General features: G+C 75.0%; 14 protein-coding genes. 5 read left to right on the top strand and 9 right to left on the bottom strand.

The window, feature by feature from the left end:
- Nucleotides 1-3 precede the first annotated feature (3 nt).
- Nucleotides 4-480: a 30S ribosomal protein S16 gene (rpsP, locus tag JOD57_RS06610; protein WP_204691158.1), complete on the bottom strand. Its 477-nt coding sequence runs from the start codon at nucleotides 478-480 to the stop codon at nucleotides 4-6.
- A gap of 158 nt (nucleotides 481-638) precedes the next feature.
- On the opposite strand from rpsP, the gene JOD57_RS06615 reads away from it, so the two are divergent.
- The gene (locus JOD57_RS06615) at nucleotides 639-1,040 is read left to right on the top strand and encodes a VOC family protein (protein ID WP_204691159.1); all 402 of its coding nucleotides are present in this window, start codon (nucleotides 639-641) and stop codon (nucleotides 1,038-1,040) included.
- 99 nt (nucleotides 1,041-1,139) lie between these two features.
- Here JOD57_RS06615 and JOD57_RS06620 read toward each other — a convergent pair whose 3' ends face one another.
- The gene (locus tag JOD57_RS06620; protein ID WP_204691160.1) at nucleotides 1,140-2,888 is read right to left on the bottom strand and encodes a proline--tRNA ligase; all 1,749 of its coding nucleotides are present in this window, start codon (nucleotides 2,886-2,888) and stop codon (nucleotides 1,140-1,142) included.
- A 146-nt stretch (nucleotides 2,889-3,034) separates the two neighbouring features.
- Between JOD57_RS06620 and JOD57_RS06625 the strand changes: the two genes are divergently transcribed.
- Complete coding sequence (locus JOD57_RS06625; RefSeq protein WP_307824515.1) at nucleotides 3,035-3,481, top strand: YdeI/OmpD-associated family protein; 447 nt, start codon at nucleotides 3,035-3,037, stop codon at nucleotides 3,479-3,481.
- A 36-nt stretch (nucleotides 3,482-3,517) separates the two neighbouring features.
- Here JOD57_RS06625 and JOD57_RS06630 read toward each other — a convergent pair whose 3' ends face one another.
- From JOD57_RS06630 to JOD57_RS06655, 6 genes are all read right to left on the bottom strand, one after another.
- The gene (locus tag JOD57_RS06630; RefSeq protein WP_307824516.1) at nucleotides 3,518-4,609 is read right to left on the bottom strand and encodes an amidohydrolase family protein; all 1,092 of its coding nucleotides are present in this window, start codon (nucleotides 4,607-4,609) and stop codon (nucleotides 3,518-3,520) included.
- Entirely contained in the window at nucleotides 4,606-6,171 is a 1,566-nt protein-coding gene (gene ffh / locus JOD57_RS06635) for a signal recognition particle protein (RefSeq protein ID WP_204691162.1), read from the bottom strand. The genes JOD57_RS06630 and ffh overlap by 4 nt, the downstream gene beginning before the upstream one ends.
- A gap of 91 nt (nucleotides 6,172-6,262) precedes the next feature.
- Entirely contained in the window at nucleotides 6,263-6,466 is a 204-nt protein-coding gene (locus JOD57_RS06640; RefSeq protein WP_307824517.1) for a hypothetical protein, read from the bottom strand.
- A 117-nt stretch (nucleotides 6,467-6,583) separates the two neighbouring features.
- Complete coding sequence (locus tag JOD57_RS06645) at nucleotides 6,584-8,989, bottom strand: [protein-PII] uridylyltransferase (RefSeq protein WP_204691163.1); 2,406 nt, start codon at nucleotides 8,987-8,989, stop codon at nucleotides 6,584-6,586.
- Nucleotides 8,990-9,125: 136 nt separating this feature from the next.
- Entirely contained in the window at nucleotides 9,126-9,464 is a 339-nt protein-coding gene (locus tag JOD57_RS06650) for a P-II family nitrogen regulator (protein ID WP_091108093.1), read from the bottom strand.
- Complete coding sequence (locus tag JOD57_RS06655; protein WP_204691164.1) at nucleotides 9,461-10,831, bottom strand: ammonium transporter; 1,371 nt, start codon at nucleotides 10,829-10,831, stop codon at nucleotides 9,461-9,463. The genes JOD57_RS06650 and JOD57_RS06655 overlap by 4 nt, the downstream gene beginning before the upstream one ends.
- A gap of 355 nt (nucleotides 10,832-11,186) precedes the next feature.
- Between JOD57_RS06655 and nicT the strand changes: the two genes are divergently transcribed.
- Together nicT and JOD57_RS06665 are read left to right on the top strand one after the other, a co-directional pair.
- Nucleotides 11,187-12,320 carry a Nickel transporter NicT gene (nicT, locus tag JOD57_RS06660; RefSeq protein WP_307824518.1) on the top strand — a complete coding sequence of 378 codons (1,134 nt, stop codon included), beginning with the start codon at nucleotides 11,187-11,189 and terminating at the stop codon, nucleotides 12,318-12,320.
- Nucleotides 12,321-12,332: 12 nt separating this feature from the next.
- Nucleotides 12,333-12,686, top strand: coding sequence for a nuclear transport factor 2 family protein (locus tag JOD57_RS06665; protein WP_204691165.1), 354 nt, complete (start codon nucleotides 12,333-12,335; stop codon nucleotides 12,684-12,686).
- Between the two features lie 7 nt (nucleotides 12,687-12,693).
- Here JOD57_RS06665 and ftsY read toward each other — a convergent pair whose 3' ends face one another.
- Nucleotides 12,694-13,923, bottom strand: a complete 1,230-nt coding sequence (gene ftsY / locus JOD57_RS06670) for a signal recognition particle-docking protein FtsY (RefSeq protein ID WP_204691166.1) — start codon at nucleotides 13,921-13,923, stop codon at nucleotides 12,694-12,696.
- 71 nt (nucleotides 13,924-13,994) lie between these two features.
- On the opposite strand from ftsY, the gene JOD57_RS06675 reads away from it, so the two are divergent.
- The gene (locus JOD57_RS06675; RefSeq protein WP_204691167.1) at nucleotides 13,995-15,722 is read left to right on the top strand and encodes an alkaline phosphatase D family protein; all 1,728 of its coding nucleotides are present in this window, start codon (nucleotides 13,995-13,997) and stop codon (nucleotides 15,720-15,722) included.
- Nucleotide 15,723: the final 1 nt, after the last annotated feature.

Here is a 15,723-nt window from a genome sequence, read left to right on the forward strand (position 1 = left end):
GTCTTACTCGGCGGGCGTCTCGGCCGGGGCGCCCGCCGAGGGGGCGGCAGCGGCGTCGGCTGGAGCCGGGTCCTCGGCGGGGGCGTCGGCCCTCGGGGCGGCCTTCTTCTTCGGGGTGGTGGCGCCGGCGGCGGGCTCGTCGCCGTTGTTGCGCACGAGCTCCTCGTAGAGGGCCTTGCGGTCGGGCTTGGGGGCGGCGACCTTCATGGGCGGCGGGGCCGGCTCGCCCTTGAACCGCTGCCAGTCGCCGGTGACGCGGAGGATGGCCGCGACGGCCTCGGTCGGCTGCGCGCCGACACCCAGCCAGTACTGGGCGCGCTCGCTGTCGACCTCGATGAAGGAGGGGTCCTCCTTCGGGTGGTACTTGCCGATCGTCTCGATCGAGCGACCGTCCCGCTTGGTGCGGGCGTCGGCGACGACGATGCGGTAGTACGGGGCGCGCATCTTGCCCAGTCGCATGAGCTTGATCTTGGTGGCCACGGTGGCTCGTGTTCTCCTCGAACGCTGTCTGTCGGTGCTCGCCGGACGGACGCGTGGGGGTACGCCGGGGCGGAGCCAGGGACACGGCCGTCGGGGGTGAGAGGGCCACCCGTGGCCGTGTTCGACGGTCCATGATGCCAGATGCCGGGAGGCGTGCAGTGACCAGCCGGGGACTGCTCCACCACGTGGAGCTGTGGGTGCCCGACCTCGCCCGCGCCGAGCGCTCGTGGGGCTGGCTGCTCCCCGCCCTCGGCGCGCGGCCGTACCAGTCCTGGGAGCGCGGCCGGTCGTGGCGGCTGGGCGGGGTCTACGTCGTCGTCGAGCAGTCCCCCGCGCTGACCGGCGGGACGCACGAGCGGTGCCGGCCGGGCCTCAACCACCTGGCGTTCTGGGCGGGGTCGGCCGCCGAGCTCGACGCCCTGGTGGCCGCGGCGCCGGCGCACGGGTGGCGGCTGCTGTTCGCCGACCGCCACCCGTTCGCCGGCGGCCCGCAACACCGGGCCGCCTACCTCGAGGACGCCGACGGCTACGAGGTGGAGCTGGTCGCGGTCCCGGACTGATGCGACGTCCTCCCGCACCGCAGCGCGTCCTCCCCGACCGCCGACGGTGAGGGAGGACGCGCCACGATCAGGTCACCTGATCGTGGCGCCCGCCCGGCGTCACGTCCGGACGGCGGCCAGCACGCGGGCGGCGGCGTCGCCGACCGGCACCTCCTCGCGCTCCCCCGTCGCGCGGTCGCGCAGCTCGACGACGCCCTGCGCCAGCCCGCGGCCGACGGTGACGATCGTCGGCATCCCCAGCAGCTCGGCGTCCTTGAACTTGACCCCCGGCGAGACCTTGGGCCGGTCGTCGTAGAGCACGGTGAGCCCGGCGGCGACCAGCTCGCCGGCCAGCGACTCCGCGGCGTCGAAGACCGCGGCGTCCTTGCCCGTGGCCACCAGGTGCACGTCGGCCGGGGCGACCTCGCGGGGCCAGACCAGGCCCAGCTCGTCGTGCGTGGACTCGGCGATCGCGGCGACGGCGCGGGAGACGCCGATGCCGTAGGAGCCCATGGTCACGGTGACGAGCTTGCCGTTCTCGTCGAGTACCTCCAGGCCCAGGGCGGCGGCGTACTTGCGGCCCAGCTGGAAGATGTGGCCGAGCTCCACGCCGCGGGCCAGCTCCAGCGGGCCGGAGCCGTCGGGCGCGGGGTCACCGGGCAGCACCTCGGCGGCCTCGATGGTGCCGTCCCAGGAGAAGTCGCGGCCGGCCACCAGGTCGAACACGTGCTTGCCGGGCTGGTTGGCGCCGGTGATCCAGCGGGTGCCGGGCACCACCCGCGGGTCGACGAGGAAGCGGATGCCCGACGCGCTGTCCTTGCCGAGCACCTCCGGGCCGATGTAGCCCTTGACCAGCGCGCGGTGGCCGTCGAAGTCGGTGAACGGCTCGACCTCGGCCGGGGCGACCTGCGCCTCGAGCCGCTTGGTGTCGACGTCGCGGTCCCCGGGGATGCCGATCACGAGCGGCTCGCGGGTGCCGTCGGGGTGCACCAGCGTGACGACGACGTTCTTCAGCGTCGAGGCGGCGGTGTAGCCGGCGTCGGGGAACATCTCCCGCGCGACGGCGACCAGCGTCTCGATGGTCGGGGTGTCGGGGGTGTCCTCGACGTGCGCCTCGGGCAGCCCGTCGAGCGGGAGCGGCTCGGGGACGACGGTGCTGACCGCCTCGACGTTGGCCGCGTAGCCCCCCGGCGACCGGACGAAGGTGTCCTCGCCGATGTCGGTCGGGTGCAGGAACTCCTCGCTCCGTGAGCCGCCCATGGCCCCCGACACCGCCGAGACGACGACGTAGTCCAGGCCCAGCCGGTCGAAGACCCGGATGTAGGCGTCGCGGTGGGCGGCGTAGGAGGCGTCCAGGCCGGCGTCGTCGACGTCGAAGGAGTAGCTGTCCTTCATCGTGAACTCGCGCCCGCGGAACAGCCCGGCACGGGGCCGCGCCTCGTCCCGGTACTTGGTCTGGATCTGGTACAGCGACAGCGGCAGGTCCTTGTACGACGAGTACAGGTCCTTCACCAGGAGCGTGAACATCTCCTCGTGCGTGGGGCCGAGCAGGAAGTCCGCCCCCCGGCGGTCCTGCAGGCGGAAGAGGTTCGGGCCGTACTCGGTCCACCGGTTGGTCGCCTCGTAGGGCTCGCGCGGCAACAGGGCCGGGAAGTGCACCTCCTGCGCGCCCATCGCGTCCATCTCCTCGCGGACGACGCGCTCGACGTTGCGGAACACGCGGTAGCCCAGCGGCAGCCAGGTGAAGCCGCCCGGCGCGGCCCGCCGGATGTACCCGGCCCGCACGAGCAGGCGGTGGCTGGGGACCTCGGCGTCGGCCGGGTCGTCGCGCAGGGTGCGCAGGAACAGCGTCGACATGCGAAGGAGCACGGACGTCATCCTCCCAGGCCGTGCACCGGCTCTCCCGCGGCCACCGTGCCGGAGGGGCCGGACCGATGAGTCCGCCGTACCGTGCCGGTCTCCTCGGCAGCAGAGGACCGCACGGAGCGGGGCGACGGGTGACCGAGCAGCGCAGCGTGACGTTCGAGACGACGGTGGCCGCGAGCGGCAACAACACCGGGATCGAGGTCCCGCCCGAGGTCATCGACGAGCTGGGGGCGGGCCGGCGACCGCCGGTCGTCGTCGACGTCGACGGCTACGAGTACCGCAGCACCGTGGGGGTCGTGGGCGGCCGGCACCTCGTCAGCATCAGCGCGGCCGTCCGGCAGGCCACGGGGCTGGCGGCCGGGGACCCGATCCGCGTCACCCTGACCGTGGCCGACACCCCGCGCGAGGTGGCCGTCCCCGCCGACCTCGCCGCCGCCCTGGCCGCCGACGAGCGGGCCGGGGCCTTCTTCGCGACGCTGTCGAACAGCCTGCAGCGCCACCACGTCGACACGGTCACCGGCGCGAAGACCGCCGAGACGCGGCAGCGGCGCATCGAGAAGGCCGTCGCGCTCTTCCGCGAGGGCAGGAAGCGGTGACGGCCGCCACCGGGCCGCGCACCGGCCGGGCGCCGGTCAGACCACCCGGCCGCGGAGGACGGTGAGCACCGGCCGGGCGAGGGTGCCGAGGTCGGCGCGCGGGTCGGCGTCGTAGACGACGACGTCGGCCGGCGCCCCCTCCTCGATGCCGCGCAGCCCCAGCCACTCCCGCGCCGCCCAGGACGCCCCGGCCAGCGCCGCCTCGGCCGGGATGCCGGCCTGGCACAGCGCCCACACCTCCTCGGCGATCCGGCCGTGCTCGATGCCGCCGCCGGCGTCGGTGCCGGCGAACACCGGCACCCCGGCCTCGTACGCCGCCCGGACGACGGCGCCGGCGCCGGCGTACAGGCGCCGCATCGTGCTGGCGTAGGTGGGGAACCGCTTCTCCCCCGCCTCGGCGAAACCCGGGAAGTTCTCCACGTTGACCAGCGTCGGGACGACGGCGGTCCCGCGGGCGGCCATCTCGGCGAGCAGGTCCTCGGTCAGCCCGGTGCCGTGCTCGATGCAGTCGATGCCGGCACGGATGAGGTCGGGCAGCGCGTCGGTGCCGAAGGTGTGCGCGGTGACCCGGGCGCCCTCCTCGTGCGCCGCCGCCATCGCCGCGGCCAGGACGTCGGCCGGCCACTCGGGCGCGAGGTCGCCCACGCCGCGGTCGATCCAGTCGCCGACGAGCTTGACCCAGCCGTCGCCGCGGCGGGCCTGCACGCGCACCTCCGCGACGAGGTCCCCGGGCTCGCGCTCCACGCCCAGGCCCGGCAGGTAGCGGCGGGTGCGGGCGATGTGCCGGCCGGCCCGGACGATCCGCGGCAGGTCGGGCTCGTCGTCCAGCGCCCGGGTGTCCACCGGTGAGCCGCAGTCGCGCAGCGCCAGCACGCCCGCCGCGCGCTCGGCCAGCGCCTGCTCGCGCAGGCCGGCGAGGTCCTCGACGAACACGCCGCCGCGGCCGATGCCGACGTGGCAGTGCGCGTCGACCAGCCCGGGCAGCAGCCAGCCGCCGGCACCCACCGTCTCCGCGCCGGGCACCGGCTCGAACGTGATGCGCCCGTCGCGGACCCACAGGTCGCGGTGCTCACCCGCGGGGAGGACGACCCCGGAGAGGTGCAGGTCCGGCAGCCGCGGGTCGCTCACCGGCCGGGCCGCTCGTCCTTGAACTGGCTGAAGTCGAGCTTGCTGAGGTCGGGCAGCGCCTGACCGGGCGGGAGCGAGGGCATGCCGCCGGGCAGCTGGCCGGGGAACCCGGCGCCGGTGGGCAGCCCCGGGGCGCCCGCGGGCCGGCGGGCGGGGGCCTTGCCCTTGCCCTTCTTGCCGCCCTTGCCCTTCTTCGACTGGGCCTGCATCTGGCGGCCGCGGGCCTTCTTCGACATGGGGCCCATCCCGGGCAGGCCCATGCTCCCGGCCATCTGGCCCATCATCTTCTGCGCCTGCGCGAAGCGCTCCAGCAGCTGGTTGACCTCGGTGACGGTCACGCCCGAGCCGTTGGCGATGCGCACGCGGCGCGAGGCGTTGATGATCCTGGAGTCGACCCGCTCCTGGGGCGTCATCGAGCGGATGATCGCCGCCGTGCGGTCCAGGTCGCGGTCGTCGACCTGCTTGAGCTGCTCCTTCATCGCCCCGGCGCCGGGCAGCATGCCGAGCAGGTTGGCGATCGGGCCCATCTTGCGGATGGCCATCATCTGCTCGAGGAAGTCCTCGAGCGTGAAGCCCTCGCGGCTGGCGAGCTTGCCGGCCATCTTCTCGGCCTGGTCGGCGTCGAAGGCCTGCTCGGCCTGCTCGATGAGGGTGAGCACGTCGCCCATCCCGAGGATGCGCGAGGCCATCCGCTCGGGGTGGAAGACGTCGAAGTCGCTGAGCTTCTCGCCGGTGGAGGCGAACATGATCGGCTGCCCGGTCACGTACCGCACCGAGAGGGCGGCGCCACCGCGGGCGTCGCCGTCGAGCTTGGTGAGGACGACACCGCTGAAGCCGACGCCGTCGCGGAACGCCTCGGCCGTGGTGACGGCGTCCTGGCCGATCATCGCGTCGACGACGAACAGCGTCTCGTCGGGGCGCACGGCGTCGCGGATGCCGGCGGCCTGGGCCATCAGCTCGGCGTCGATGCCCAGCCGGCCGGCGGTGTCGACGACGACGACGTCGTGCTGGGTGCGGCGGGCGTGCTCGATCGAGTCGGCGGCCACCCGGATCGGGTCGCCGACGCCGTTGCCCGGCTCGGGCGCGTACACGTCGACGCCGGCCTGCTGGGCGACGATCGAGAGCTGGTTGACCGCGTTGGGCCGCTGCAGGTCGCAGGCCACCAGCAGCGGGGTGTGGCCCTGCGACCGCAGCCAGCGGCCGAGCTTGCCGGCCAGCGTGGTCTTGCCGGAGCCCTGCAGGCCGGCGAGCATGACCACCGTGGGCGACTGCTTGGCGTAGCGCAGCCGGCGGGTCTCGCCACCGAGGATCTGGACGAGCTCCTCGTTGACGATCTTGATGACCTGCTGCGCGGGGTTGAGCGCCTGCGAGACCTCCGCCCCGCGGGCCCGCTCCTTGACGGCGTTGATGAAGGCCCGCACCGCCGGCAGCGCGACGTCGGCCTCCAGCAGCGCGATGCGGATCTCGCGCGCGGTGGCGTCGATGTCGGCGTCGGTCAGCCGGCCCTTGCCCCGCAGGCCGGTGAAGACCTTGTCGAGGCGGTCGGAGAGTGTCTCGAACACGAGCAGTCCTCAGCAGTCACGGGCACGGACGGACCGCGCCACCTGACCCCAGGGTATCGAGCCTGCAGGGCGTGGCCGGGTCGGTGCGCTGCTAGGCCGCGCGCCGCGCCACCGCCTCGACGACGGTCTCCAGGCCCCCGAGGAAGAACGCGGCGCCGCAGCCGGTGCACACCCACTCCGGGCACTCGGCGCCGTCGTCGGTGTGCCCGTCGGCGCACGGCGGCTGCTCGAACACCCGGGTCTCGGCGCAGGTGGGGCAGGGCCACTCGGGCTGCACGGACAGCTGGGCGTCCACGTGGGGCTCCTCTCGCGGGTCGGCGGCGGGACGCTCCGGTCCCACTCGTCCGCGACCGTCGCACGCCCCTCCGACAGTCCCGGGCGGACACGCCCCGCCGGCCGCGTCCGGCTGGGGTCAGCCCGGACCGGGCTCCCCGGGCGCCCCGCCGCTGTGCGCGGCGGCCGGCACCGCGCCGCGCGTCGCGGCGACCAGGGCGGCCTCCACCCGCGCCCGCTGCTCGGCGTCGATCGGGCAGCCGGCCGGGTTGGAGACGTAGAAGTAGTCGGCCGCGTCGGCACCGAGGGTCTCGATCCGCGCGCTGGTGACGTCGAGCCCCTCGGCGGCGAGCGCGGCGGTGAGCCGGTACAGCAGGCCCGCCCGGTCGGTCGCGCGCACCTCCACGATGCTGGTCGCCTCGCCGCTGACCTCCGAGTCGTGCCAGGAGATCCGCGGCAGGGCCGCCCGGACGGCGTCCTGCCGGTAGTCGGCCTCGCGCTGGCGGAGCCGGTCGGCCAGCGGCAGCGTGCCCTCCAGCGCGGCGCGGACGGCGTCGGCGAGGATCGTCGGCTGCGGCGCGCGGCCGAAGCGCGGGCGGACGGCGAAGACCGCGGTCGCCCGGCCGCCCAGCACGTTGACCTTCGCCGCCCGGACGTCGAGCTGGTTGAGCGCGAGCACCCCGGACAGCCGGCTGAACAGCCCCGGCCGGTCGGGCGCGCCGATGGTGACCTGCTGGCCGTCGGCGACGTCCTCCACGCCCACGGTGACCGTGTCCGCGGCGTCGTCGCCCGGCCGGTGCACGCTCGGCTCGGTGGGGTGCAGCACCGGGTCCGGGTCGCGGCCCGCGGTGACGGGGGCGCCCAGCCGGGCCTGCACGCGGGCGACGAGGTGCGCGACCAGGTGCGCCTTCCACGGCGACCACGCCGAGGTGCTCGTGGCGGCGCCGTCGGCCTGGGCCAGGGCGTGCAGCAGCTGCAGCACCTGCGGGTCCTCGCCGATCGTCGTCGCGACGCGGTCGATGGTGGCGGGGTCGTCGATGTCGCGGCGCGTGGCGGTGTCGGGCAGCAGCAGGTGGTGGCGCACGAGCGTGCCGACGGTGGCCACGTCGGCGTCGCCGAACCCCATGCGGGCGGCGATCGCGGCGGCCACCGGCGCGCCGACGACGCTGTGGTCGCCGGGCCAGCCCTTGCCGACGTCGTGCAGCAGCGCGGCGACCAGGAGCAGGTCGGGCCGGTCGACGTCGTGGGTGAGCTCCGCGGCGGCCGCGGCGGCCTCGACCAGGTGCCGGTCGACGGTGAAGCGGTGCCACGGGTGGCGCTGCGGGAGCGAGCGGATGCGGTCCCACTCCGGCAGGAACCGCGCGAGCAGCCCCTCCTGGTCGAGCTGCTCGAGGACCGGCACGGCCGGGCGGCCGCTGGCCAGCAGCCGCAGGAACCACCAGCGGACCTCCGCCGGCCAGGGCTCGGGCACCGGCGGCGAGTGCACCGCGAGCACGCGGAGCGTGTAGGGCGACAGCAGCAGGTCCGCGCGCGCGGCGGCGGCCGCCCCGCGCAGGGCCAGACCCGGGTCGGCGGCCGGGCGGGCGTCGCGGGCGAGGACGACCTCGTCGCCCTGGCGCACCACGCCCTCGGCCAGCGGCTCGCGCTGCACCCGCCGGTAGCGGGCGCGGGGACGGCGGACCAGGGCGGCCTCGACCCGCCGCCAGGTGTCGTCGGCGACGAAGGCCAGGCGCCGGCCGGCGAGGCTGACCTCGCGCAGCAGCTGGTCCTCGTCGGCCAGTCCGAGGGCGGCGGCGACCGGGCGCTGCTCCTGCCGGACCAGGACGTCGCCGGCCCGGCCCGACCGGCGGCGCAGCTCGTCGCGCACGTCGAGCAGGAAGCCGTAGACCGCCTCGAGCTCGGCGGAGGGCTCGTCGACCAGCTGGGCGGCGGCCACCGCGCGCAGCACCTGGCCCTCGCGCAGGCCGCCGTAGGCCTCCTTGAGGTCGGGCTCGAGGAGGAAGGCCAGCTCGCCGACCTGCCGGGCGCGGGTGCGGCGCAGGTCGCGCAGCTGGGGCAGCAGCCGCCCGGCCGACTGGCGCCAGCTGGCCAGGGTCGCGGTGCGCAGTGCGGCGGCGAGCCCGGTGTCCCCGGCGACCAGGCGGGCGTCGAGCAGCCCGAGGCCGGCCTTGACGTCGGTGGAGGCCACCGCGACCGCCTCGGCGACCGACCGGACCGAGTGGTCCAGCCGCACCCCGGCGTCCCAGATCGGGTACCAGACGGCGTCGGCCAGCGCGGCCACCTCCGGCCGGCCGTCGTGCACCAGCACGAGGTCGAGGTCGCCGTGCGGCGGGGGCTCGCGCCGGCCGAGGCTGCCGACGGCGACCAGGGCGACACCGTCGGTGCCGGTGCGCGGCGGTTCCGCTGCACGCCCACCCGGGCCCCGGCGCTGCCGTGCCGGCGGCGTCCCGGTGACCGCGTCGGTCAGCAGGCCGCCCAGCCAGGCGTCGAGGACCCGCACCCGCTCGGCGCGGGGCAGGTCGGGCAGTGCCCCGAGGTCCAGCACGCTTCCCCCAGTCGGTCGTTCAGGAGGTGGGACGGCGTCGGCCGGGGCGGTGGACTCCCCCACCACCCCGGCCGACCGGCCCCCTTGCAGGGTCCCGCCCCGAGCCTGCGAGGGGTGGGGGCAAGGGGTCCTTCTCCTACAGCGCGTCCTCGCCGCGCTCGCCGGTGCGGACCCGCACGATCTCGTCGATCGTGGTGACCCACACCTTCCCGTCGCCGATCTGGCCGGTGGAGGCCGACTCGACGACGGCGTCCACCACGCGGGCGGCGTCGATCTCGCCGACGACGACCTCGATGCGGACCTTGGGGACGAAGTCCACCTGGTACTCCGCGCCGCGGTAGACCTCGGTGTGGCCGCGCTGGCGGCCGAAGCCCTGGACCTCGCTGACCGTGAGCCCCGTGATGCCGATCAGCTCGAGGGCGTTCTTGACGTCGTCGAGCTTGAAGGGCTTGACGATCGCGGTGACGAGCTTCACACCCGGCTCCTTTCCGTGGAGAGGTTCGTGCCCCGGGCCTCGGCGCGGGTCTGGCCGGCGGCCGTCAGGGCGGAGCCCCCGCCACCGCCGAGGGACGCGAGGTCGTACCCGGTCTCGGCGTGGACCACGCCGTCGATGCCGGCGACCTCGTCCTCCTCGGTGATGCGGAAGCGCATGACCCGGGAGATGACGAAGCCGATGACGAGGGTGAGGACGAAGGAGTAGACCAGCACGGCCAGGGCGCCCAGCGCCTGCCGCCACAGCTGGTCGACGCCGCCGCCGTAGAGGAGCCCGTCCACGCCGGCGGTGGTGGCGCCGGAGGCGAACAGGCCGACGGCGATGGTGCCCCACACGCCGCCGACGAGGTGGACGCCGACGACGTCGAGGGAGTCGTCGTAGCCCAGCCGGTACTTCAGGCCGACGGCCAGGGCGCACAGCACGCCGGCGACCAGGCCGATGGCGACGGCGCCGAGCGGCGTCACCGAGGAGCAGGCCGGGGTGATGGCGACCAGTCCGGCGACGACGCCCGAGGCGGCACCCAGCGAGGTGGCGTGCCCGTCGCGGAACTTCTCGGTGACCAGCCAGCCGAGCACGGCGGCGCCGGTGGCGGCGAGCGTGGTGACGAAGACCTCGGCGGCCTGGCCGTTGGCGGCCAGCGCGGAGCCGGCGTTGAAGCCGAACCAGCCGAACCACAGGATGCCCGCGCCGATCATCACCAGCGGCAGGTTGTGCGGCCGCATCGGGTCGCGGCCGAAGCCGCGCCGCTTGCCGAGCACCAGCGCGAGCGCCAGGCCCGCGGCACCGGCGTTGATGTGCACCGCGGTGCCGCCGGCGAAGTCGATGGCCAGCAGGTCGTTGGCGATCCAGCCGCCGGTCTCGGACTCCGCGCCGTCGAACGCGAACACCCAGTGGGCGACCGGGAAGTAGACCAGCGTGGCCCAGACGCCGGCGAAGACCATCCACGGGCCGAAGCGGGCGCGGTCGGCGACGGCGCCGGAGATCAGCGCGACGGTGAGGATCGCGAAGACGCCCTGGAAGCCGACGAAGGCCAGCGACGGGATCGTGAAGACCAGGTTGTCCGGGGCGAAGGCGCCCTCGAGACCGGCGGTGCCGATGAGCGAGGACAGGCCGAAGAACTCGAACGGGTCGCCGAGCAGGCCGCCGCCGACGTCGTCGCCGAAGGCCATCGAGTAGCCGTAGAGCACCCAGAGCACGCTGATCAGCGCGAGCGCCCCGAAGCTCATCATCATCATGTTGAGGACGCTCTTCGCGCGGACCATGCCGCCGTAGAAGAGCGCCAGACCGGGGGTCATGAACAGCACCAGGGCGGCACTGATCAGGACCCAGGCGGTGTCGCCGGTGTCCACGGCAACCTCCTGACGGTGTGGTGTGGCGGGGCCACAGGACGGACCCGGGACCAGGAGGGGCCCGGGGGTGTGGCTGGTCGCGCCCGCCACCAGCCGTGGTGGGCCGGCGGTGGTGGGCGTTGCGGCGTTCACGGTGCCGGGCCGGTGTTTCCAGGGCCGGCGTCCGCCTGTTTCCGGACGGTGAACTCCGCGCCGCGTGTCCCGTGTCGTGTGTCGGCGGTGTTGCCGGGCCGCGGGCCCGTGGCCGCCGCCACACAACCCTTTCCGGCACCCCTGCCCGATGCGACAGGTGTGCAGTTGCAACTCGTGTGCAATAAGGTCGCTGCGGCTCGACGCCGGATCCCGAGGAGGCAGCGTGCGTGCTCCCACCGTGTCCGCCCCGCCCGGCGTGGCGACCGCCCGCTCCGGGACGGCGGGCTTCAGCCGGGCCGAGTGGCGGTCCATCGGGGGGATGACCGCCTTCGTGCTCCTCCTGCACGTGGTGGGCTGGGGCGTCCTCGTCCTCGCCGTCGCGCCCGCCGAGTACCAGCTGGGCAGCACGGGCGTGCTCGGGGTCGGCGTCGGCCTGACCGCCTACATGCTCGGGGTGCGGCACGCCTTCGACGCCGACCACATCGCCTCGATCGACAACACGACCCGCAAGCTGGTCGACGAGGACAAGCCGTCGGTGAGCGCCGGCTTCTGGTTCTCCCTCGGGCACTCCTCGGTCGTCTTCGCCGCGAGCCTGCTGCTGGTGGCCGGCGTCCGCTCGGTCGCCGGCGTCGTCCAGGACGAGGACTCCTCGGTCGGTCAGACGCTCGGCCTGGTCGGGACGCTGGTGGCCGGCACGTTCCTGCTGCTCATCGGCCTGATGAACCTGAGCTCGGCCCTGGGCATCGCCCGGGTCTTCCGCCGCATGCGCTCCGGGCAGTACGACGAGGCCGAGCTCGAGCACCACCTGCACAACCGCGGGTTCCTCGCCCGGCTGCTCGGCCGCGTGACCCGCCGGGTCAGCCGGGCCTGGCACCTCTACCCCGTCGGGCTGCTCATGGGCCTGGGCTTCGACACCGCGACCCAGGTGGCCCTGCTCGTGCTCGCCGCCGGATCGGCGGCCTTCGTGCTGCCCTGGTACGCGATCCTGGTGCTGCCGGTCCTCTTCGCCGCCGGGATGAGCCTGTTCGACACCGCCGACGGCGTCCTCATGTCCCGGGCCTACGGCTGGGCGTTCCTCCGGCCGGTCCGCAAGGTGTTCTACAACCTGACCATCACGGTCCTGTCGGTGACGGTCGCCCTCGTCATCGGCACCCTGGTGCTCGTCGGGCTGCTCGTCGAGCGGCTGCAGCTCGAGGCGGCGCCCCTGGTGTGGCTGGCCTCGCTGGACCTCGGGTTCGTCGGCTTCGCCATCGTCGGGCTGTTCCTGCTCACGTGGGCCGCAGCCGTGGCGGTGTGGCGGTTCGGCCGCATCGAGGAGAAGTGGTCCGAGGGGCTGGCCCGGCCCGAGGTCTCCTAGGACCCTGCGGCGATGAGCAGCAGCACGCGCGCGGTCGCCGAGGCCTTCTCCGGGCACCGATTCGCCGACGCCTACCCCGCCCTCGCCGACGACGTCCGGTGGGACCTCGTCGGTCAGGACACCCTCGTCGGCCGGCAGGCCGTGGTCGACGCCTGCGAGGGCACCCTCGCCGAGCTGGCCGGGGGGACGGCGGAGGTCGAGCGCTTCGTCGTCGCCGGGGACGGCGACGTCGTCGCGGTCGACACGACCACCCGCTACGTCAGCGCCGACGGCGAGGCCGGCCGGGTGGCCTCGTGCGACGTGTACGAGTTCCGCGACGGCCGGGTGACCGCGATCCGGTCCTACGCCGTCGAGGTCGACGCCTGACCCGGCGCTAGTCGGCCCCGCCGACCAGGCCCTCCGCGAAGGCCTCCGGCTCGAACGGCGCCAGGTCGTCGGCGCCCTCCCCCAGGCCGATGAGCTTGACCGGGATGCCGAGCTCGCGCTGCACCGAGACGACGATGCCGCCCTTGGCGGTGCCGTCGAGCTTGGTGAGGACGACGCCGGTGACGTCGACGGCCTGGGTGAACACACGGGCCTGCACGATGCCGTTCTGGCCGGTGGTGGCGTCGAGGACCAGCAGCACCTCGGTGACCGGGCTCTGCTTCTCCACGACCCGCTTGATCTTGCCGAGCTCGTCCATCAGGCCGGACTTGGTGTGCAGCCGCCCGGCGGTGTCGACGACGACGGTGTCGACCTCGGCCTCGACGCCGGTGCGGACCGCCTCGAAGGCCACCGACGCGGGGTCGGCGCCCTCGCGGCCGCGGACGGTGAGCACGCCCACCCGCTCGCCCCAGGTCTCGAGCTGGTCGGCGGCCGCGGCGCGGAACGTGTCGGCGGCCCCCAGGACGACGCTCCTGCCGTCGCCGACGAGCACGCGGGCGATCTTGCCGACCGTCGTCGTCTTGCCGGCACCGTTCACCCCGACGACGAGGACGACGCCGGGCCGGCCCTCGCGCCGGTCGGTGCCCAGCGTGCGGTCGAGGTCGGGGCCCAGGACGGCGGTCAGCTCGCGCACCAGCAGCGCCCGCAGGTCCGCCGGCGAGGCGGTGGCCAGCACCATCGACTGGGTGCGCAGCCGCTCAACGATCTGCGTGGTGGCCGCGACGCCGACGTCGGCGGCCAGCAGGGTCTCCTCGACCTCCTCCCAGTCGTCCTCGGTCAGCCGCTCGCGGGCCAGGACGGTGAGCAGGCCGCGGCCCAGCGAGGACTGCGAGCGGGCCAGCCGGGAGCGCAGCCGGACCAGCCGGCCGGCCGAGGGCAGCGGGGTCTCGAAGACCAGGTCCGGCTCGGGGACGGCGGGTGGCAGCTCGACCGACGGCGGCGCCTCGGGCGAGACCGCGTCCGGGTCGGCCGGTGCCAGGCCCAGGCCGGAGGCGGTGGCGCCGCCGGGCGGCGGCGGCTCGGCCGGTGGTGCGGCGGGTGGCCGCGGGCGGGTGAGCGTCGTGCCGGCGGCCGCGTCGTCGTCGAGTCGGGTGGTGCGCCGGCCGCGGCCGACGAGCAGGCCCACCCCCGCCACCAGGGCCACCAGGACGATCGCGATGGCGATGAGCACGAACTCCATGGCCGCCAGTCTCCCAGCCCCCGCACCGCAGGGTCTGGGCGGAACCCAGGTCGGTGGGACAGTCTGAGGGCATGCCGCTGCCCACCGGGGACACCCCCGCCCTCCTGCTCGGTCCCCTCCTGCGGCACGTCGACCCGGTGTCGGCGACCGTGTGGGTGGAGACCGACCGCCCCTGCGAGGTCGAGGTGCTCGGCCGGACCGTCCGCACCTTCCGCGTCGGCGGCCACTTCTACGCGCTGGTCCTGGTCGAGGACCTCGAGCCGGGCAGCACGACGCCCTACGAGGTGCGCCTCGACGGCGCCCGGGTGTGGCCGGAGGAGTCCTCGCCGTTCCCGCCGAGCCGGATCCGCACGCCCGGCCGGCCCGGGCCCTTCCGGCTGGCGTTCGGCTCCTGCCGCTACGCCGCGCCGACCACCGTCGACGTGGCCGAGGGCATCCCGCCCGACGCCCTGGACGCCTACGCCGAGCGGGTCGCCGCCCTGCCCGCGGACGAGTGGCCCGACGCGCTGGTGCTGCTCGGCGACCAGGTCTACGCCGACGAGCTGACGACGGCGACCCGCTCCTGGCTGGGCCTGCGCCGCGGCGAGCCGGTGCCCGAGGACGCCGAGGTGCGGGGCATGGAGGAGTACACGCGCCTCTACGCGGAGTCCTGGAGCGACCCGCAGGTGCGCTGGCTGCTGTCGACGATCCCGTCGTCGATGGTCTTCGACGACCACGAGATGATCGACGACTGGAACACCTCGGCGGCCTGGCGCAGGAGGATCACGGCCACGGACTGGTGGGACGAGCGGATCGCCGGCGGGCTGGTCAGCTACTTCGTGTACCAGCACCTGGGCAACCTCAGCCCGCAGGAGCTGGCGGAGAACACGACCTGGCAGGCGGTGCAGGCGCTGCCCGCCGACGCCGACGCCGAGCCGGTGCTGCGGGGGATGGCGCTGGCCGCCGACCGCGACCCGCGCTCGGTGCGCTGGAGCTACGTGCGCCACTGGGGCGAGGCGCGGCTGCTCATGGTCGACAGCCGGGCCGGCCGGGTGCTCGACGAGCAGGCCCGCCGGATGGTCGACGACGAGGAGTTCGCCTGGATCGAGGCGGCGATGCGCCAGGCGGTCGAGGACGGCGTCGAGCACCTGCTGATCGGCACGTCGCTGCCCTGGCTGCTCCCCCACGCCATCGACTCGATCGAGCGGTGGGACGAGGCGCTGGCCGTGCGGCACGAGGGGCGGCCGCTGGGCCGGCTGGCCGAGGCGCTGCGGCAGGCCGCCGACCTGGAGCACTGGGCGGCGTTCGGGCACTCCTTCGACCGGCTCGCCGCCGCGCTGCTGGCCGTCGCCCGCGGCGAGCACGGCCGGGCGCCGTCGACGGCGCTGGTCCTCTCCGGGGACGTCCACCACGCCTACGCCGCCGAGGTCGTCGACCCCGGCGGCCTGGCGGCCCGGGTCCACCAGCTCACCGTCTCCCCGCTGCACAACCAGGCGCCGCACCCGATCCGGGTGGGCTTCCGCATCGGCTGGAGCCGCTGGGCCCGGCGGCTCACCGGGACGATCGCGCGGATGGCCCGGGTGCGGCCGGCCTCCGTCGAGTGGGCCAAGGCGGCCGGGCCCTACTTCGGCAACCAGGTGGGCGAGCTGGTCCTGGAGGGCCGGCAGGCGCGCTTCGTGCTGCACGTGAGCGACCACCGTCCCGACGGCGACGACGGCCTGCACCAGGTGCTGGACCTGCCGCTGGCCGACCCGACCGCCGACCCGACGGCCGGCCGGACGGCCGACCCGGTGCCCGCTGCGACGGCTCCCGCCGGGTGAC

Source organism: Geodermatophilus bullaregiensis (genome assembly GCF_016907675.1).
Classification (GTDB): Bacteria; Actinomycetota; Actinomycetes; order Mycobacteriales; family Geodermatophilaceae; genus Geodermatophilus; species Geodermatophilus bullaregiensis.